The following is a 14,653-nucleotide window of genomic DNA, read 5'->3' as shown; positions in this document are numbered from 1 at the left end:
TCAAGCGTCTCCTGCTCGACCTGAAAGGAGATATACCAGTGCCCGGCTGCTTGGCTGACGGTCGCGTTTTTAATTTTTCCTTCAACTGGCTGGGACTGGCGAAACTTGACCCACGCCAGCCCGGCAGGAAGCTTCACGCGACCTTTTTCAAGGCGGCAATACTTGTCAAAGTTGACGAAGCGGATTGAGTCGCGGTTGTCGCTTTTCTTCTTGAAAACGGGAGCCTTGGCGGCGAGTTTTTTATCAAAGCAGCGCATCCACGCGCCGTGCAAGTCTTTGAGTTTCTGCTGGAGGTTGTCGGTATATGCCTCGGTCAGAAAGGCCATTTCTGGGTCTTTCTTCCAACTGGTGAGCATCCGGTTCAGCTCAAAGGCAGAAGGCAGTTTTTCGCCAGCATCCAGAATGCGCTTTGTCTCTGCCAGCCCGTGATTCCAGACATAACGAGCACAACCGCCCAACTGGCGCAGGCGTTGCGCTTGTTGTTCGGTCGGTTCGAGTCGGAATTTGTAGGCTTTCAGAATTTGCATTTAGCGCTCAGTGTGTAGCATTATTGCCATATCTATTAAGCCCGATTGAGTGACAGAATGCAATTCACTAAAATTAATAAATCACGCCATGCGGCCTACGTTTTGCACGTACATTTGGTGTTTATCACCAAGTATCGAAAGCCGATACTGGGGGATCTGCATCACGCTTCCTTCGGTCAGTGTGCGGCAGAGGTTTGCAGAGATTTTGGTGCGGAACTGAAAGAGTGTGACGGAGAGGCTGATCATGTTCACATGCTGATAGAGTACGCGCCAACGGTGCAGCTATCGGTACTGGTGAACTCGTTAAAGGCGGTCACATCAAGGCGACTGCGTAATGAATTTCTGGACTTGAGAGGTGCTTACAGCAAACCCGTACTCTGGTCACGCTCTTACTTTGCGGGCTCTTGCGGCGGAGCACCGTTGGAGGTGATCAAGCAATACATTCAAAACCAGCGGGGCTGACGCCCCGGCGAAATTCCCCTCCCACCTACGTCGGAGGGAGTCCCCTTTCGCATTTAAGATGGGAGAGCCAGGCCGTGGCGACCCAGGAGATCAACCAAGCCTATCAGGGGAAGACCGACAAGGGCGTTGGGATCACGCCCCTCCAGCGCCTTGAACAAGACGATGCCCATTCCCTCGCACTTGAAGCTGCCGGCACAATCCAGAGGACGTTCGGCCTCCACATAGCGACGGATGGCGGCTTCATCGAGCGAACGAAAATGCACGGTGAAAGGCTCGACGAGCTGCTCGGCATGGCCATTTGCAGCATTGATCACGCACAGCCCGGTGTAAAAGATGACGCGCTTGCCTTGTGCCCGCAGCAACTGCTCGACCGCCTTCTCCACCGTGCCGGGTTTGCCGAGGATCTGCCCGTCACAGACGCACACCTGATCTGAACCGATGATCAATCCTTGATCACGGTCAGCGGCAACGGCATTCGCCTTGGCAAACGCCAATCTGCTGACCAGAGCTTCTGCGGTCTCCCCGTGTCGCGCCGTCTCATCGACTTGAGGCGCAGCACAGTGAAATGGCTGACCGAGTTTTTCCAGCAAGGTCTTGCGGTAGGACGAGGTGGACGCGAGGATCAAGGAAGGCTGCATGTTTTGATGATATCCATTTATAAATCAATTGGTTGATTCTATCTGTGCAGATGGGGCCACGCAAACAGGAGATGTCTACAGCGGGACTCGCCTAATTAGCGGGAAGCATGCATGCTGAGGAAACCACAGCACAAACACAAGAGATCGGAATTGAGCGTGATGACACGATATGCGGCCTTGGTCATGGCACTGATCTCCTTCGCCAGCTGGACAGGGACATGGCAACTTCGCCAGGGGGATGAGGGGGTGATGCTTTGGACCCAGCCACATCCTCCGACCTCTTTTCAGGCCTTACGTCTGGAGATGCGGGTGAATGCCGATCCTGGCGCGCTGATCACGGTGCTGCGGAACACGGCGCGCCATGAAGAGTGGTTGCCCCAGAGCCGTGAAGTCAGGGTGCTGGCCAGATCGGGTCCCGACGATGATCTGGTCTATACCCGCCTGGCATCTCCCTGGCCGGTGCAAGACAGGGAGCTCATCACCCGCTCCCATCTGAGTCGACGCATTGATTGCAGCCTGACTCTCGAGGTGTGGGCAGAGCCGAATGCCCTGCCATTGCATGCAGGGCTGTTCCGGATCCAGGAAAGCGCCGGACGGTGGGAGGCGCTCCCCCAACGGGATGGCAGCACACTCGTTCGGCTCGAAACCTATACCAACCCGGGCAACAACTTGCCGGGCTGGCTGGTCAATCCCATTGCTATCAAGGCTGCCGTGGGCAGTTTCAAAGCCATACGCCGACTGATGGAAGCCGAGCCCAGAGTGGCTGCGACACCAGGCCTGATGGGGAGCGACCCGCGCTGTTCTGCCACCTGATGAGACACCAAGGAGCACATCCGGTGGACAGACAGGGGAGGGGAACAGGATCCTGTGCCAGATCCTGCACGATATGGCATAATCGGCCACCGATGAGCACAAGTTCCTCTTGCAGGGGCCTGTGAAGGTAAAATCATCGGCGGTAAGGACTTTTTCCTTTGACTATCCCTTGTTGGACCTATAATATTCGCGCCCTATGCAAAAGGTGAAGTTGCCCGTTAAGGTTGATCCAGTCCGTAATGCCTTGAAGCTACTCGATTATGTCGGGATAGTGGAAAAGTCGCAGATGCCCAGGCTGGAGGAATCAACCGAAGGCTTGCGAAGTGATGTGGATGTCACACTGCACTTTGGCAAAGATGTCCAGAAGTTGACCGTTATGAAAGGCACTGCCCATGCCAAGGTCGACCTGGTTTGCCAGCGTTGTGGTGAGACGTTTGAACACCTTTGTGAAGCTAGTTTTATTTACACTCCGCTGTTCGAAAGAACAAACGAGGAAGAACTGCCGGAAGCTTATGAGCCCATTGAGTTGGACGAAAACGGCGAGATAGATCTTCATCAAATCCTGGAGGATGAACTCATCCTCTCGTTGCCTCAGGTAGCCATGCATCCGATGGATGTGTGTCCCAGAGGAAACATGGAGATGACCTGGGGTGAAATCGAACCTGCTGATGAGCGGCCGAATCCCTTTGCAGTTCTTGAAGCGCTCAAACGTAAGTGAATTTTAGGAGTTAGCCTACCATGGCCGTACAACAGAACCGTAAAACCCGCGCCAAGCGTGGCATGCGTCGTTCCCACGATGCGCTGACCACCGCTGCCCTGACTGTTGATCAGACCAGTGGCGAAATTCATCGTCGTCACCACGTGACTGCTGATGGTTTCTACCGCGGTAAAAAGGTAATCGCTTAAGGATTGCCTTTGTCTACGCAAATTGTCGCGCTAGACATAATGGGGGGAGATATCGGCCCCTCGGAAACAGTGCCTGCCGCCGTGCAGGCACTGTCTCTTCTACCCCAGCTAAAACTTGTTCTGGTCGGTGATCAACACCAGACTGCCCCTCTTCTGCAGCAATATGGCCTGCTCAATCACCCTCGCGTTCGTCTCGTGCATGCCTCCCAGGTCGTGGGCATGGGCGAAAAGCCTATCGTGGCGCTGCGTACCCTGAAAGACTCCTCCATGCGCGTGACCCTGGATCTGGTCAAGAGCGGCGCTGCCGATGCCTGTGTCAGTGCAGGCAACACCGGTGCCTTGATGGCCATGGCCAAGTGCGTGCTCAAATCCTTGCCCGGTGTTGACCGGCCAGCCCTTATCAAGGCGCTGCCCACATTGGGTGGAAAACGGACCGTGATGCTGGATCTGGGTGCGAACGTGAGCTGTGATGCCGACACCTTGCTGCAATTTGCCGTGATGGGCGCCGTGGTTGCAGAGAAGGTCGAGGGGATACCTTCACCCAGAGTGGCACTGCTCAACGTGGGGGAGGAGGAGATCAAGGGCAACGACCTGGTGCGCCACAGCGCCGAGTTGCTGCGCCAATGCTCCGCCCTGAATTTTGTCGGTTTTATCGAGGGTGACAGGATCTTCAGCGGCGAGTGCGACGTGATCGTCTGCGACGGTTTCGTGGGCAACGTGGCGCTCAAGACCGCGGAGGGGGTGGTGCGGATGATGGCCGAACTGGCCGGATATCCGCGCAAAAAACGCAGTTTTCTTGGTCGACTCGCCGGATTTATGTTCAAACGGCGTTTCTCTTACCTGAACCCCGACCAGTATAATGGCGCGAGTCTGTTAGGATTGCGCGGCATTGTGGTAAAAAGCCATGGGCGGGCCGAGCGCCGCGCTCTGTGTCATGCGATTCTGCTGGCTGCACAAGAAGCCAGACATCAACTTCCATTGCAAATTGCAGATCGCCTTGAATCTGTCTTTTCCGACAGGGATTTATAAAACTCTATGCATAGCAAAATTCTGGGTACTGGCAGTTATCTGCCGAGTTCGGTTCGTACCAACGCCGATCTTGAACAGATGGTTGAAACCAGTGACGAATGGATCGTGGAACGCACCGGGATCCGTGAACGCCGTATCGCCGGAGCCGACGAAACCGTCGCGACCCTTTCCCATCAGGCGGCCTTGCGTGCGCTTGATGCGGCAGGTCTGACTGCCGCCGATCTGGACATGATAGTGCTGGCCACCACCAGCGCAGAGAATGCCTTCCCAGCTGCTGCCTGTGAACTGCAGGGGCTGCTTGACGTACCGGGGATCCCGGCGTTTGACGTAGCCGCCGCCTGTGCCGGCTTTACATATGCTCTCGCAATCGCCGATCAGTTCGTCAAATCCGGCGCTGCTCGCCACGTGCTGGTTGTCGGTGCGGACGTGCTGTCACGCATGTGCGATCCCGAGGATCGCGGCACCATCATCCTGTTCGGGGATGGGGCAGGGGCCGTGGTCATCGGTGCCAGCGACACTCCTGGCATCCTCTCCACCCATCTGCATGCCGATGGCCGTTATGGCGAGCTGCTGAAACTGCCGCAGCCCCGTCGCGGCATGCCGGGTGCCGAGCTCGAAGCCTACATGTACATGAAGGGCAACGATGTCTTCAAGGTGGCGGTGACACGCCTTAGCGAGATCGTGACCGAAACCCTGGCTGCGGCCAACGTCGAGCCGAGCGAGCTGGACTGGCTGGTGCCCCATCAAGCCAACTTCCGCATCATCAATGCCACCGCGAAGAAACTCGGCATGGGGCTCGACAAGGTGATTCTGACCCTGGATCGTCATGGCAATACCTCCGCGGCCTCCGTGCCCATCGCCTTCGATGAAGGGGTGCGCGATGGTCGCATCAAACCCGGCCAGCTGGTCCTGCTGGAAGCCTTCGGCGGCGGTTTTGCCTGGGGCTCTGCGCTGGTTCGCCTCTGATACCGAGCGGTGCCCGGTCCTCGGGCGCCCGCTTACCGAATTCGTCTTACCTTAAAGGAATCAATGATGACCCGATTTGCCATTGCCTTCCCGGGACAAGGCTCCCAGAGCGTCGGCATGCTGGCCGAGCTGGCCGAGCAACACGCCGTGATTAAAGAGACCTTCGCCGAGGCGAGCCAGGTGCTGGGTTATGACCTGTTTGCCCTGGTTATGGCAGGCCCGGCCGAGGATCTCAACAAGACCTGGCGTACCCAGCCAGCGCTCTTGACCGCCTCCGTCGCGCTGTGGCGCCTGTGGCAACAACAAGGCGGGGCAACCCCTGCCGTGATGGCCGGCCACAGCCTGGGGGAATACTCCGCTCTGGTGTGCAGCGGCGCGCTGGCGTTTGCCGATGCCGTCAAACTGGTCGAGCTGCGTGGTCTGGCCATGCAGGAAGCCGTACCGGAAGGCACTGGCGCCATGGCTGCCATCATCGGTCTGGACAACGAGAGCATCGCTGCCAACTGTGAGAAAGCGGCCCAGGGGCAGGTGGTCTCTCCGGTCAACTTCAACTCTCCGGGCCAGGTGGTCATCGCCGGCCACAAAGAGGCGGTCGAGCGTGCCAACGTGCTGATGAAAGAGTCAGGTGCCAAACGTGCTCTGCCGCTGCCGGTCTCCGTGCCCTCCCACTGCGCCCTGATGAAGCCTGCCGCAGAAAAGCTGGCCGCCGCCCTGGATGGGATCGAGATCAAGGTTCCTGCCATCGCCGTCATCAATAATGTCGACGTCTCTTGTGAGCAGGATCCTGCCGCCATCAAGCAAGCCCTGGTGCGTCAGCTGTTCAGCCCGGTTCGCTGGACTGAAACGGTAGAGCGCATGGCAAACGACGGTGTAACCCTCGAAATCGAGATGGGCCCGGGCAAGGTGTTGACCGGCTTGGCCAAGCGTATCGATGCGCGAGTGGAAGGTATTCACGCCAACGACGCCGCCTCGTTCGAGCAGGCGCTGGCCCAGATCAAGTAAACAGGAGCAAGTCATGAGTTTTACCGATAAGGTTGTGTTGGTCACTGGCGCCAGCCGTGGCATTGGTCGTGCGATTGCGGAGACGTTTGCTGCTCGTGGCGCCAAAGTCGTGGGGACCGCGACCAGCGAGAGCGGTGCCGAGGCGATCAGTGCTTACCTGGGTGAGCAAGGCTGCGGCATGGCACTGAACGTGACCAGTCAGGAATCCATCGAAACCGTCTTCGCCGCCATCAAGGCGCGTTTTGGCAACATCGACATCCTGATCAACAACGCCGGCATCACCCGCGACAACCTGCTGATGCGGATGAAGGATGACGAGTGGAACGAGATCATCGACACCAATCTCACCTCCCTGTACCGTCTGAGCAAGCCAGTATTGCGAGCCATGATGAAGAAGCGCAACGGTCGCATCATCAGCATCGGTTCCGTGGTCGGTACCATGGGCAACGCCGGTCAGGTCAACTATGCTGCTGCCAAGGCGGGTCTGGTTGGCTTTACCAAGTCGCTGGCCCGTGAAGTGGCATCTCGTGGCATCACGGTGAATGCGGTTGCTCCCGGTTTCATCGAGACCGACATGACCAAGGCGCTCAATGAAGAGCAGCGCGCCGGCATCATGAATCAGGTGCCTGCCGCCCGTTTGGGCGATCCGAAAGAAATTGCTGCCGCTGTGGTATTCTTGGCATCGGATGATGCCGCCTATATTACCGGCGAAACCCTGCATGTTAATGGCGGGATGTACATGGTGTAATCAATTTGTCGTGAGTTCTGTTCAAATTTGCGATAATACGCCGAAGTTTGGCACATTTCGTGGTTTGACCAGCGGCAAGTCACTTGCAAACTCACGTCAATTGAATACACTACCCCAACCAGACGCAATAGCGTATTTTTAAAGGAAAATTCAGGTCATGAGCAACATCGAAGAACGCGTAAAGAAAATCATCATCGAACAACTGGGTGTTAAAGAAGAAGACGTGAAGAACGCTGCCTCCTTCGTCGACGACCTGGGCGCTGACTCTTTGGATACCGTTGAACTGGTAATGGCGCTGGAAGAAGAATTCGATACCGAAATTCCTGATGAAGAAGCCGAGAAGATCACCACTGTTCAAGCGGCTATCGACTACATCACCGCTAATCAGGAATAAGTTCCTGTTCTGAAAGAAGCGGCCCAAGGGCCGCTTCTTTTATGTTTACCCCTTTCAAAACACCTCTCGGAGACTACCTCAGTGTCAAAACGCAGAGTCGTGGTGACCGGCTTGGGGATGCTTTCCCCGGTAGGCAACACTGCCGAATCCAGCTGGCAAGCCCTGCTCAACGGGCAGAGCGGCATTTCCCTCATCGACCACTTTGATGCAAGCGAGTTCGCAACCCGTTTCGCAGGCCTGGTCAAGGATTTCGACCCCGAAGAGTTCGGCATCAACCGCAAAGAAGCCCGCAAGATGGATCTCTTCATCCAGTATGGCGTGGCGGCGGGTGTTCAGGCCCTGGAAGATTCCGGCCTGATCATCAACGAAGAGAACGCGGAGCGGGTAGGCGTTGCCATCGGCTCCGGTATCGGCGGTCTGGGTCTGATTGAGCAGAACCACAGCAGCCTCATCAATGGCGGCCCCCGCAAGCTGAGCCCTTTCTTCATTCCGTCCACCATCATCAATATGGTGTCCGGTCATCTTTCCATCATGAAAGGCATGCAGGGCCCGAACATCGCCGTGACAACCGCCTGTACCACGGGTACCCATGCCATCGGCATGGCTGGCCGGATGATCGCCTATGGCGATGCGGACGTGATGGTCGCCGGTGGTGCCGAGAAAGCCTCCACCCCCATGGGCATGGGCGGCTTTGCCGCTGCCAAGGCGCTCTCCACCCGCAATGACGAACCACAGAAGGCGAGCCGCCCCTGGGACAAGGATCGCGACGGTTTCGTGCTGGGCGACGGTGCCGGCGTACTGGTGCTGGAAGAGTATGAACATGCCAAGGCTCGCGGCGCCAAGATCTATGCCGAGCTGGTCGGCTTTGGCATGAGCGGGGATGCCTATCACATGACGGCCCCTCCCTCGGACGGCGATGGTGGCGCACGCGCCATGAAGAACGCCATCAAGGATGCTGGCATTGCACCCGAGCAGATCGGTTACATCAATGCCCACGGTACCTCCACCCCCCTTGGGGATGTGGCAGAGCTGCGCGGCATGAAGAAGGTGTTTGGTGAACATGCCAGCGCCCTGATGGTCAGCTCCACCAAGTCCATGACAGGCCACCTGTTGGGTGCGGCTGGCGCCATCGAGGCGATCATCACCGTGCTCTCTCTGCGTGACCAGATGGTGCCTCCTACCATCAACCTGGACAACCCGGATGATGAGTGCGACCTGGATCTGGTGCCGCATGTTGCCAAGGCCGGCAGCTTCGAATATGCCCTCTCCAATTCCTTCGGTTTTGGCGGCACCAATGGCTCCCTGATCTTCAAACGCGTATAATTCGCTCTGGGCGAATGATAAGGCCCGATACGGTAGTATCGGGCCTTTTTTATCGGAGGGATCCCCTTGCTGATTAATGGAATACCCACAGAAACACTGTCAGCCAGGGATCGTGGACTGGCATACGGTGATGGTCATTTCACCACCATGCTGGTGAGGGAAGGGAAGGTACTCTGGTGGCAGGACCATCTGGCCCGGCTGCAACATGCCAACGCCCGGCTTGGTTTTGGCGAGCACTCCTGGGACCTGCTTGCCGACGAGGCGGCGCAGCTTGCTTCTGGGCAGACACAGGCTGTCGTCAAGATAATGCTGACCCGGGGCGCCGGTGGGCGGGGATATGACGGCGCAGGCTGTGACACGCCCACTCGCATCGTCTCTTTGGCACCTTATCCTGAGCATTATCATGATTGGCAGCAAACCGGTATCAATGCCCTGGTATGCCAGCAGCAGCTTGGGGACAGTCCCATGCTCGCCGGTCTCAAGACGCTGGGGCGCCTCGAACAAGTGATGCTGAAGCGCGAACTTGCTGCGCGTGGCGGGGTCGAAGGTATAGTCTTGAACAGCCGGGGATTTCTGGTAGAAGGGGTCAGCGCGAATCTGTTTTGGCGTCGTGGTAGGACGGTGTTCACACCGGATCTCACCCGCGCCGGGATCGATGGCATCATGCGCAAGCGCGTGATGACGATGCTTAAACAGATGGGCATTGAACTGCGTGTCGCAGAGGCTCCATTGGAGTCACTCTGGCAGGCGGAAGAGGTCTGGCTGACCAATACCCTGATGGGGATTGTCCCGGTCACCAGCATCGGGGATATGCACTATCCCAGTCCGGTATTGATTCGCCGTTTACAGGAGCGCTTGGTCATTGAAGTTTAATCGGCTTTACACCCTGCTCGCGGGGGCGGCACTCTCTGTCGCCGTTGCCGGAGGGTACGTTTATCACAAGTGGCAACAGGTGGATACGCTCACCAACAAGGGGCCAACACGCCTCTTTACCGTCGAAAAAGGCGCCCATGCGGCGCGCCTGATTGCCGAACTGGGAGAGGGGGAAACCAGCCCCTGGGCGGTGCGCCTCTGGTTGCGCGGTCATCCCGAACTGGTGGCCATCAAGTCCGGCACCTATGAAATCAAGGAAGGGGCGCCGCTCAAGGAGACTCTCTCTCTCTTTGCTTCCGGCAAGGAGTTTCACTTCAGCCTGACCTTTGTCGAAGGGTCCCGTTTTGAGGATTGGCTGAAGCAACTTTCCAGCGCCCCCTATCTGGAGCGCCTGACTCTGGAGCAGAGCGAAACCGAGCTGGCTCAGGAACTCGGCATCGAAAATGGCAAGCTGGAGGGGTGGTTCCTGCCGGAAACCTACGCCTATACCACTCATGCCAGCGATCTTTCCATCCTGCGCCGCGCCTATCAGGACATGAAAACGTTCCTGAAGGCTTCCTGGGAGAAGCGTCAGGCCAATCTGCCCTACAAGACACCCTATGAGGCGCTCATCATGGCCTCCATCATCGAAAAAGAGACGGGCCAACCGGATGAACGAGCCCAGATTGCCTCTGTGTTCGTCAACCGTCTACGCCTTGGCATGAAGTTGCAGACCGACCCTACCGTCATCTACGGGGTGAAGGAGAGGTACGATGGCAACATTCGCCGCAGCGATTTGACAGACGTGAACCCCTACAACACCTATGTGATCGACGGTCTGCCTCCGACGCCCATCGCCATGCCGGGCAAGGCCTCCATCGAGGCGGCGCTCAACCCCAAATCGACCGACTATCTCTACTTCGTTGCCAAGGGGGGCGGTGCCCACTACTTCTCCAAGACCCTCGATGAACACAATCGGGCGGTGCGTGAATACATATTGAAGAAACCCTAATGTCTAAATTTATCGTGATTGAAGGATTGGAAGGGGCAGGGAAGAGCTCTGCGGTGCGCTATGTGACCGACTATCTGCAAGCCCACGGAGTTGCGCGGATCGAGTGCACCCGGGAGCCGGGCGGCACGCCGCTGGCGGAACGCATGCGGGCCATCGTCAAGGAAGTGCACGACGAGCGCCTGACAGTCGAGGCCGAGCTGCTGTTGATGTACGCCTCCCGGGTACAACTGGTGGAGACCCGGATCAAGCCTGCCTTGGTAGACGGCATCTGGGTAGTGGGCGATCGCCACGATCTCTCCTCCCAGGCCTATCAGGGGGGTGGCCGCGGCATCGATGCGAACCTCATCGGCGCCATCAAACGGGCGGTCCTCGGGGATTTCAAGCCGGATCTGACGCTCTATCTGGACATCGATCCTGCCATCGGCCTGCAGCGGGCCCGCCATCGCGGCGAGCTGGACAGGATTGAGCTGGAGCAGATCGGCTTCTTTGAACGTACCCGCCAGCGTTACCTCGAGTTGGCGGCCGCCGATGATTCCATCCAGGTCATCGATGCCGGGTTGCCCCCTGCGCAAGTCAAAGCCGCCATCGAGGCTGCCCTTGAGCATTATCTGGCAAGCGAGGGGCTATGTATCCCTGGCTGATCCCGGATTGGCATGCCCTGAGCGAGACGGCCCGGGCCGGACGGCTCGGGCACGCCTGGTTGCTGCTAGGAGATCCTGGTCTTGGCAAGGAGCAGCTTGCAGAGCGACTGGCGCGACTGCACCTGTGTCAGCATCCACAACGAGGTGAGCCTTGCGGTCAGTGCCACTCCTGCCAACTGTTTGAGAAGGGGCATCACCCGGATCTTGGCACCCTGGGGCCCGAGGGCAAGACCATAGGTGTCGAAGCCATCCGGGAGATTTGCAGCCGCCTCCAGAGCACATCCCAGCTCGGTCGCGGCAAGGTGGTGATCATTCAGGAGGCGGAGCGCATGACGGAGTCTGCCGCCAATGCTTTGCTGAAGACGCTGGAAGAGCCGGCTGGCGACAGTCTGTTGCTGCTCATCGCATCCCGGGTATCTCGCCTGCTCCCCACCATCTTGAGCCGTTGTCACAAGCATGTCTGCCAGCTCCCCTCTGAGGGGGAGACCCTTGCCTGGCTCGCCGAGCAGGGCCATCAGGCCACCCTGGCCCAGGTGCGGATCTGCCAGGGTGCGCCGCTGCGGGTGCTGAGCTACATCGAAGCACAGCAAGATGATGCCAGACGGGCATTGCTCGACGGATTTGTCTCGCTGGCATCGGCCCCCACCCGTGCGGCGAATGTCTGTGCCCAGTTGGCCGAGGATACTCAGGTCCGGCTGCACTGGTTGCAGCTCTTCCTGTGTGATGCCCTCAAGCTTCAGGCTGGCTGCGGCCATCATCAACTGGCAATGCCGGATCTTGCATCACTCAGCCAGCAACTGGCAGAGAAACACTCCAGCGAACGGCTCCTGGAAGCCGAACAGCAGCTGGTTATGCTGAAAGGGGCTTGTCAGCCAGGACAGCTTTCCAATCCCACCATCCATTTGATGAACTGGCTCAATCGCTGGTTATAAACAAGGTTGTCTATGTTACTCGTTGATTCCCATTGCCATCTCGATCGCTTGAGTTATGGTTCCAAGCAGACCGACATGGCCGATGTACTGGCCAAGGCGGCGCAGCAGAGCGTGGGATATTTTCTCTGCGTGAGTGTGACCCAGGCCCAGTTCCCGACCATGATGGAGGCCATCGCTCCCTATCCCCAGGTGTTTGCCTCCTGCGGTGTTCACCCGCTCAATCAGGATCCCGGGGTGGATGCTGCCTTGCTGCTGACTCAGGCGGCCGATGAGAGAGTGGTGGCCATTGGCGAAACCGGGCTCGACTACTTCTATTCACCGGAAAACAAGGATGTACAGCAAGCCTCTTTCCGCGAACATATCCGGGTAGCCCGGGCACTGAACAAACCGCTCATCATCCACACCCGGGATGCCCAGGAAGACACGCTGCGGATCATGCGAGAGGAGGGGGCCGAACAGGTGGGCGGAGTGCTGCACTGCTTCACCGAGTCCCTCGAAATGGCCGAGGCCGCGATGGCAATGGGGTTCTATATTTCCATCTCGGGAATAGCCACTTTCAAGAACGCCTCAGCCCTGCAGGCCGTGGTCAAGGCGTTGCCCCTGGAACGACTGCTGGTTGAAACCGACTCTCCCTATCTGGCACCGGTTCCGCACCGGGGGAGGGAGAACGAGCCGGCCTTTGTTCGCGACGTTGCCCAATTTATCGCGGATCTTCGCCAGATTCCGCTCGCTGAATTGGCGGAGGCCACCAGCCACAATTTCTTCGAGTTGTTCAAGTTGGCAAAGCGATAACAGACAACGCCCCGCATAGCGGCAATGCTGTTCAGATAAGCACTTTTTTGACTGATTATTCATAAATTGGATTTGAGTTGAGGGGGCAAGGCTGTGTCCAGTCGATCTTCCTCCAGCCTTTATCCAGCGGGGCTTGCAATAGAAAGAGGGAGGCATCATGCCTCCCTCGCTTTTTTGTCCTGATACTACGTGGACTGGAACTCAAATTCTCTTAAGTGAACAGCATTGCCGCATAGCGGGGCGTTTTACTATGACAATTTGCACTATCATGATCCATCCAAAAACAATCATGCCAAGTTGTTATCTCTCATTTTGTATGGTGGGTGCTGACGAGATTAAATCGCCAGCACCTGATAAAACGGAGCAGGGATGACAGAGTGCTTGAGGAATCAATGAGGGAGCTGAAATGGGTTAAAGCAGTCTTCATAAGTATCGATAATATTCATTATCGATACTTGATAGATCTGGAAGATCCTGTAAGATCCACCGAAACTCCGCTTTAAATCATAGAGTTAAGTGAACTACCCAAGCCTTCAAAACCCAGTTCAGCAATCCTTGCAAAGCGTCTTCGATCCTCAGCTGAACAGCCGGGCAAGACGCTTCCTGCGCAGTGCTAAAGCCGACTCCACCCTCAATGCCTATCAGGCAGATACCCGTATCTTTGTCTCCTGGTGCCAGCTCCACGGGCTGGAGCCCTTGCAGACGACACACCACGACATCATGAATTTTCTGGCGGATCAGGCCGACGGTATCCTGGCCAACTGGGTCTGGCTCGACAAGGAGGAAGGAAAGGGGGAGCTTCGCAACGGGGAACCTCGCAAACCGGCCACCCTGGTAAGACGGCTTGCCGGCATTCGCTATGCCTTCAAGCAGAAGGGGATCCACCCCATGCCGACCGAGCATGCGGAGATCAAGGAGATGATGCGGGGCATAGTACGGCTCGGTGATAACCGCAAACGCAAAACGGGGGCGCTGACCCTGAAACCATTGGCCTGCGTACTGGACGAGATAGATACCAGCAATCTGGCGGGACTTCGGGATTACACCCTGTTGCTGCTGATGTTCAGTGGCGCCTTGCGCCGATCGGAAGCGGCCAGGATCGAGGTGGATGACGTGCAGTTTGTGGGGCAGGGGATACGCCTTCGTCTCAAACCAAGCAAACATCAGCTCCATGAATCGGAGATAGCACTCATTCCGGGCACCCGGTATTGCCCAGTGTCTGCACTGCAACAATGGCTGAAAAGAAGCCGGATTGCTGAGGGCCCCCTGTTTCGCCGGATGAATCGCTGGGGACAGCTTATGGCAGATCCCCTGGGGCCGCAAGGCATCAACCTGATGATCAAGCGGCGAACCGGTCAGGCCATCGACGATCTCCACGTCAGTGGCCACAGTTTGCGGCGGGGGTTCATCACCTCGGCGGTGACGGCGGGCAAACCGATGAACAAGATCATCGAGGTGACCCGGCACAAGGACATGCGCACCTTGCAGGAATATTTCGATGATGCACACAAGTTCTCGGATCACGCCCTGGATGGGTTGTTATAGAGAACCGCGCCTCTCTATTTTTTATGTTAAATGATATCCTGTTGATCTGGTGGTATATTCATGTCGTCCTC

General features: G+C 57.4%; 18 protein-coding genes. 16 read left to right on the top strand and 2 right to left on the bottom strand.

Features of this window, described 5'->3' with window-relative positions:
• A partial coding sequence (locus OKB81_RS08550) for an RNA-guided endonuclease InsQ/TnpB family protein (RefSeq protein ID WP_270698479.1) occupies positions 1-527 on the bottom strand: 527 nt, incomplete at its 3' end.
• Positions 528-584: 57 nt separating this feature from the next.
• Between OKB81_RS08550 and tnpA the strand changes: the two genes are divergently transcribed.
• Positions 585-989: an IS200/IS605-like element ISAs26 family transposase gene (gene tnpA / locus OKB81_RS08545; RefSeq protein WP_010674034.1), complete on the top strand. Its 405-nt coding sequence runs from the start codon at positions 585-587 to the stop codon at positions 987-989.
• 53 nt (positions 990-1,042) lie between these two features.
• Here tnpA and OKB81_RS08540 read toward each other — a convergent pair whose 3' ends face one another.
• Positions 1,043-1,627 carry a Maf family protein gene (locus OKB81_RS08540; protein WP_270663910.1) on the bottom strand — a complete coding sequence of 195 codons (585 nt, stop codon included), beginning with the start codon at positions 1,625-1,627 and terminating at the stop codon, positions 1,043-1,045.
• A 111-nt stretch (positions 1,628-1,738) separates the two neighbouring features.
• Here OKB81_RS08540 and OKB81_RS08535 point away from each other — a divergent pair, with 111 nt between their 5' ends.
• The 15 genes from OKB81_RS08535 to OKB81_RS08465 all read left to right on the top strand — a co-directional run bounded on the left by OKB81_RS08535 (position 1,739) and on the right by OKB81_RS08465 (position 14,582).
• Entirely contained in the window at positions 1,739-2,440 is a 702-nt protein-coding gene (locus tag OKB81_RS08535; RefSeq protein ID WP_442865698.1) for an START domain-containing protein, read from the top strand.
• A 196-nt stretch (positions 2,441-2,636) separates the two neighbouring features.
• The gene (gene yceD, locus OKB81_RS08530; RefSeq protein WP_042863864.1) at positions 2,637-3,158 is read left to right on the top strand and encodes a 23S rRNA accumulation protein YceD; all 522 of its coding nucleotides are present in this window, start codon (positions 2,637-2,639) and stop codon (positions 3,156-3,158) included.
• A gap of 20 nt (positions 3,159-3,178) precedes the next feature.
• Entirely contained in the window at positions 3,179-3,346 is a 168-nt protein-coding gene (gene rpmF / locus OKB81_RS08525) for a 50S ribosomal protein L32 (protein ID WP_005300935.1), read from the top strand.
• 9 nt (positions 3,347-3,355) lie between these two features.
• Positions 3,356-4,375 (top strand): phosphate acyltransferase PlsX, encoded by a 1,020-nt coding sequence (plsX, locus tag OKB81_RS08520; protein WP_270805203.1) that lies wholly within the window; start codon positions 3,356-3,358, stop codon positions 4,373-4,375.
• A gap of 6 nt (positions 4,376-4,381) precedes the next feature.
• Complete coding sequence (locus OKB81_RS08515; protein ID WP_010674740.1) at positions 4,382-5,341, top strand: beta-ketoacyl-ACP synthase III; 960 nt, start codon at positions 4,382-4,384, stop codon at positions 5,339-5,341.
• 66 nt (positions 5,342-5,407) lie between these two features.
• Entirely contained in the window at positions 5,408-6,343 is a 936-nt protein-coding gene (gene fabD, locus OKB81_RS08510) for an ACP S-malonyltransferase (protein ID WP_042017641.1), read from the top strand.
• A 13-nt stretch (positions 6,344-6,356) separates the two neighbouring features.
• Positions 6,357-7,091 carry a 3-oxoacyl-ACP reductase FabG gene (fabG, locus tag OKB81_RS08505; RefSeq protein ID WP_052815324.1) on the top strand — a complete coding sequence of 245 codons (735 nt, stop codon included), beginning with the start codon at positions 6,357-6,359 and terminating at the stop codon, positions 7,089-7,091.
• A gap of 157 nt (positions 7,092-7,248) precedes the next feature.
• Positions 7,249-7,485, top strand: a complete 237-nt coding sequence (gene acpP / locus OKB81_RS08500; RefSeq protein ID WP_005300909.1) for an acyl carrier protein — start codon at positions 7,249-7,251, stop codon at positions 7,483-7,485.
• A gap of 81 nt (positions 7,486-7,566) precedes the next feature.
• A complete protein-coding gene (fabF, locus tag OKB81_RS08495) occupies positions 7,567-8,808 on the top strand; it encodes a beta-ketoacyl-ACP synthase II (protein WP_270663920.1) in 1,242 nt (413 codons plus the stop codon).
• A 66-nt stretch (positions 8,809-8,874) separates the two neighbouring features.
• On the top strand, positions 8,875-9,681 hold the full coding sequence (pabC, locus tag OKB81_RS08490) for an aminodeoxychorismate lyase (RefSeq protein WP_270663922.1): 807 nt from the start codon (positions 8,875-8,877) through the stop codon (positions 9,679-9,681).
• Complete coding sequence (mltG, locus tag OKB81_RS08485; RefSeq protein ID WP_270663925.1) at positions 9,671-10,672, top strand: endolytic transglycosylase MltG; 1,002 nt, start codon at positions 9,671-9,673, stop codon at positions 10,670-10,672. The genes pabC and mltG overlap by 11 nt, the downstream gene beginning before the upstream one ends.
• Positions 10,672-11,313 (top strand): dTMP kinase, encoded by a 642-nt coding sequence (gene tmk, locus OKB81_RS08480; RefSeq protein ID WP_270663930.1) that lies wholly within the window; start codon positions 10,672-10,674, stop codon positions 11,311-11,313. Before mltG ends, tmk begins: the two co-directional genes overlap by 1 nt.
• The gene (gene holB, locus OKB81_RS08475) at positions 11,298-12,245 is read left to right on the top strand and encodes a DNA polymerase III subunit delta' (RefSeq protein ID WP_270663932.1); all 948 of its coding nucleotides are present in this window, start codon (positions 11,298-11,300) and stop codon (positions 12,243-12,245) included. The genes tmk and holB overlap by 16 nt, the downstream gene beginning before the upstream one ends.
• Before the next feature lie 12 nt (positions 12,246-12,257).
• Entirely contained in the window at positions 12,258-13,037 is a 780-nt protein-coding gene (locus tag OKB81_RS08470; RefSeq protein ID WP_042863871.1) for a TatD family hydrolase, read from the top strand.
• A 516-nt stretch (positions 13,038-13,553) separates the two neighbouring features.
• The gene (locus OKB81_RS08465; RefSeq protein WP_236544849.1) at positions 13,554-14,582 is read left to right on the top strand and encodes a site-specific integrase; all 1,029 of its coding nucleotides are present in this window, start codon (positions 13,554-13,556) and stop codon (positions 14,580-14,582) included.
• The last annotated feature ends 71 nt before the right edge of the window (positions 14,583-14,653 follow it).

Source organism: Aeromonas sp. QDB56 (assembly GCF_027705505.1).
Lineage (GTDB): Bacteria > Pseudomonadota > Gammaproteobacteria > Enterobacterales > Aeromonadaceae > Aeromonas > Aeromonas caviae.
This window is presented reverse-complemented; position numbering and strand designations above follow the sequence as displayed.

What these genes read in the sequence shown, in the direction of transcription:
- tnpA (WP_010674034.1), top strand. Translation starts at nt 585, where the DNA reads ATGCAATTCACTAAAATTAATAAATCACGCCATGCGGCCTACGTTTTG.
- OKB81_RS08540 (WP_270663910.1), bottom strand. Translation starts at nt 1,627, where the DNA reads ATGCAGCCTTCCTTGATCCTCGCGTCCACCTCGTCCTACCGCAAGACC.
- OKB81_RS08535 (WP_442865698.1), top strand. Translation starts at nt 1,739, where the DNA reads ATGCTGAGGAAACCACAGCACAAACACAAGAGATCGGAATTGAGCGTG.
- yceD (WP_042863864.1), top strand. Translation starts at nt 2,637, where the DNA reads ATGCAAAAGGTGAAGTTGCCCGTTAAGGTTGATCCAGTCCGTAATGCC.
- rpmF (WP_005300935.1), top strand. Translation starts at nt 3,179, where the DNA reads ATGGCCGTACAACAGAACCGTAAAACCCGCGCCAAGCGTGGCATGCGT.
- OKB81_RS08515 (WP_010674740.1), top strand. Translation starts at nt 4,382, where the DNA reads ATGCATAGCAAAATTCTGGGTACTGGCAGTTATCTGCCGAGTTCGGTT.
- fabD (WP_042017641.1), top strand. Translation starts at nt 5,408, where the DNA reads ATGACCCGATTTGCCATTGCCTTCCCGGGACAAGGCTCCCAGAGCGTC.
- fabG (WP_052815324.1), top strand. Translation starts at nt 6,357, where the DNA reads ATGAGTTTTACCGATAAGGTTGTGTTGGTCACTGGCGCCAGCCGTGGC.
- acpP (WP_005300909.1), top strand. Translation starts at nt 7,249, where the DNA reads ATGAGCAACATCGAAGAACGCGTAAAGAAAATCATCATCGAACAACTG.
- tmk (WP_270663930.1), top strand. Translation starts at nt 10,672, where the DNA reads ATGTCTAAATTTATCGTGATTGAAGGATTGGAAGGGGCAGGGAAGAGC.
- holB (WP_270663932.1), top strand. Translation starts at nt 11,298, where the DNA reads ATGTATCCCTGGCTGATCCCGGATTGGCATGCCCTGAGCGAGACGGCC.
- OKB81_RS08470 (WP_042863871.1), top strand. Translation starts at nt 12,258, where the DNA reads ATGTTACTCGTTGATTCCCATTGCCATCTCGATCGCTTGAGTTATGGT.